The sequence below is a fragment of the Protofrankia sp. CiP1_Cm_nod3 genome, assembly GCF_982290655.1.
The window spans coordinates 1-2,333 of sequence record NZ_CEVIVD010000046.1; the positions used below are offsets into that span (position 1 = coordinate 1).

Annotated in this window: 3 protein-coding genes and 1 tRNA gene; 3 read left to right on the top strand and 1 reads right to left on the bottom strand. The window is 66.9% G+C overall.

Annotated elements, in window-relative coordinates; genetic code table 11:
• Positions 1-222: 222 nt before the first annotated feature.
• The 3 genes from AC5LUJ_RS11270 (at position 223) to AC5LUJ_RS11280 (ending at position 1,234) form a co-directional block, all read left to right on the top strand.
• Positions 223-294 (top strand) — tRNA-Thr (locus tag AC5LUJ_RS11270).
• Between the two features lie 363 nt (positions 295-657).
• Positions 658-981 carry a DUF6247 family protein gene (locus AC5LUJ_RS11275; RefSeq protein ID WP_250287108.1) on the top strand — a complete coding sequence of 108 codons (324 nt, stop codon included), beginning with the start codon at positions 658-660 and terminating at the stop codon, positions 979-981.
• A 7-nt stretch (positions 982-988) separates the two neighbouring features.
• A complete protein-coding gene (locus AC5LUJ_RS11280) occupies positions 989-1,234 on the top strand; it encodes a type II toxin-antitoxin system RelE family toxin (protein ID WP_250287111.1) in 246 nt (81 codons plus the stop codon).
• Positions 1,235-1,413: 179 nt separating this feature from the next.
• Here the strand turns inward: AC5LUJ_RS11280 and AC5LUJ_RS11285 are convergent, their stop codons facing one another.
• Positions 1,414-1,992 carry an inorganic diphosphatase gene (locus AC5LUJ_RS11285; RefSeq protein WP_445548229.1) on the bottom strand — a complete coding sequence of 193 codons (579 nt, stop codon included), beginning with the start codon at positions 1,990-1,992 and terminating at the stop codon, positions 1,414-1,416.
• Positions 1,993-2,333 lie beyond the last annotated feature (341 nt).

The following is a 2,333-nucleotide window of genomic DNA, read 5'->3' on the forward strand; positions in this document are numbered from 1 at the left end:
CCCCCGCCCACGCCGAAGATCCGCGGCCCTCGTCGCAGCACCGTCACCGCCTTCCTTCGCGGCGCCCGCCACCGACCGGCAGGACCACCCGGACCGGTCTGGCATACTCGGTGAGGCTGGATTCCTCGGGGTGCCGGCAACGCGGGAAGATTCACGATCAGAAGATTTATGATCAAGAGGTTCGTGATCCTACCGCCGGTCAGCCCGTGGAGCCAGTAACACGCCGGAGTAGCTCAGTGGCAGAGCAATCGCCTCGTAAGCGATAGGTCGCGGGTTCAATCCCCGCCTCCGGCTCAGACCCCCTCTGACCAGGGCGGGACCAAGCCAACAGCGATCACGTTGAGATAGCTCATGGTCGGTGACCTATCAACTCATGCGATCAGGCGCCGTACCGGATGGGTGGACGTCCGACGCGCTCGGCGAGCATGACACCATCGCGACCCGCTCTCGGGCCGAGATGGTCCACATGTCGGCTGGCTGCCGTCGGCCTCCACAGCATCTACGGAACCGGTAGTCCGGCCGGCCCGACGCGTCGCCGATGCGGCCATCCGGCGGGTGATTTTTCTTTGAGAAGCCCGGTCGTTCGCGCGACGGACGCGGACGGGAGCACGGTGCGGCCAGCCGGCCGAGGGGGCGCGCCGTGCGACAATCGATCTCATGAGCGTGGATGTCACGATCCCCCCGTATGGGGTGCGCAACCGGGTTGAGCGTACGGCCCCGGCGATCCGGGCCGCACTCAGGCCCGATCAGCGCGTCGACTTCGAAGCCGAGTTCCACGCGGCCGTCATCGAAGTCGATGACGCCATCGACCTGGCGCCACTACTCCGAGTCATCGACCGCTGGTGGCCCTGGGCCGTGCTCGCGGCCAATCCCGAGATCCAGGCGGGTGCCACCGAAGACCGACGCCGGCTTGCCGCTGGCGACCTGTCCGTGCTTGGAGGGACCACGACCTACCCCCACGCAGACAGCACGAGGAAATAAGAGATCTATGGCCCGGTACACGGTCCGTTGGCTGACCTACGCCGAACAGCTACGAGACAGCCTGCCACCTGCGGGTCGTCGTGAACTTGACCAGCTGCTGGACCAGCTGACCGCCGACCCCAGGCAGCACAGCACCTGCGACAAGTACAGCGAACAGTGGACCGCTGCTTTCGGCGCCTACGGAGTCCTGCTCTACAGCATCGAAGATAATCTTCATACGATCACTGTGCTCCGCGTGACCTGGAGTGGCTGATCAGGGCACCGGCTCCATGACCCGGGAACAGGTCGTGGGCGCTGTTGCCTGACTCCTGGACCGCATCGGGGATGCGGTCCAGGAGTCAGGCGCCCATGCGCCGGACGGATCCTCCGCAACGGAAGACGTCCGGGTGCCGCTCCGCGGATCCCGAACGAACCCGCGGTCCGGCGAACCGGTCAGGCCGACCTGACCTCCGGGGCGGGGTGCCCCGGGACGTCCAGGGCGGCGGCGTCCGGCACGGAACCGTCGTGGTGCCCCTGCGCGGCGGCATCCTCCTCCTCGCGCCGGATCGAGGCGAGAATCTCCCGCTCCGCGTCGGCGCGGCCGACCCACGACGCACCCTCGACCGACTTGCCCGGCTCCAGGTCCTTGTAGACCTCGAAGAAGTGCTGGATCTCCAGCCGGTCGAACTCCGGAAGATGCCTGATGTCCCGCAGGTGCTCCTGCCGGACGTCCGCGACCGGCACGCACAGCACCTTGTCGTCGGGGCCCTTCTCATCGCTCATCTGGAACATGCCGATCGTCCGGCACCGGACCAGGCAGCCCGGAAAAGTCGGCTCCTCCAGCAGGACGAGCGCGTCCAAAGGATCACCATCTCGACCCAGCGTACCCTCGATGAAGCCGTAGTCCGAGGGATAGTGGGTGGATGTGAACAGCATCCGGTCGAGCCGGATCCGCCCGGTGTGGTGATCCATCTCGTATTTGTTCCGCTGCCCTTTCGGGATCTCGATGGTCACATCGAACTCGAGGTCCACTCCATCCCCTGTCGTGTCTGTGGGCGCGTCCCGTCCGGAGCGCCCTTGTGTTGTGTACTTGTTACCAGTGTCAGCATCCACGTACGTCACCTCGAAGGTCGCGAGCCGATCCGGCGGTGACGATTCACTGTCAGGGCGGGAGCCCACGGTGAAATCCGCCGGGGCTGGGTCAGCCCAGGGTCCACCCGGGAAGGCATTCCCCACGATGGCGGCCCGACCCCGGCCCGCGGCCGGCGGGCCCGTGAGCCACGGGCCGCACGGTCATGCTTTTCCACGCCCGCCCTTCCCTCCCCGGGGCTGCCGCCGGTTCCGGGAACACGCCGAAACACCACGGCCGATCC

What these genes read in the sequence shown, in the direction of transcription:
- AC5LUJ_RS11280 (WP_250287111.1), top strand. Translation starts at nt 989, where the DNA reads ATGGCCCGGTACACGGTCCGTTGGCTGACCTACGCCGAACAGCTACGA.
- AC5LUJ_RS11275 (WP_250287108.1), top strand. Translation starts at nt 658, where the DNA reads ATGAGCGTGGATGTCACGATCCCCCCGTATGGGGTGCGCAACCGGGTT.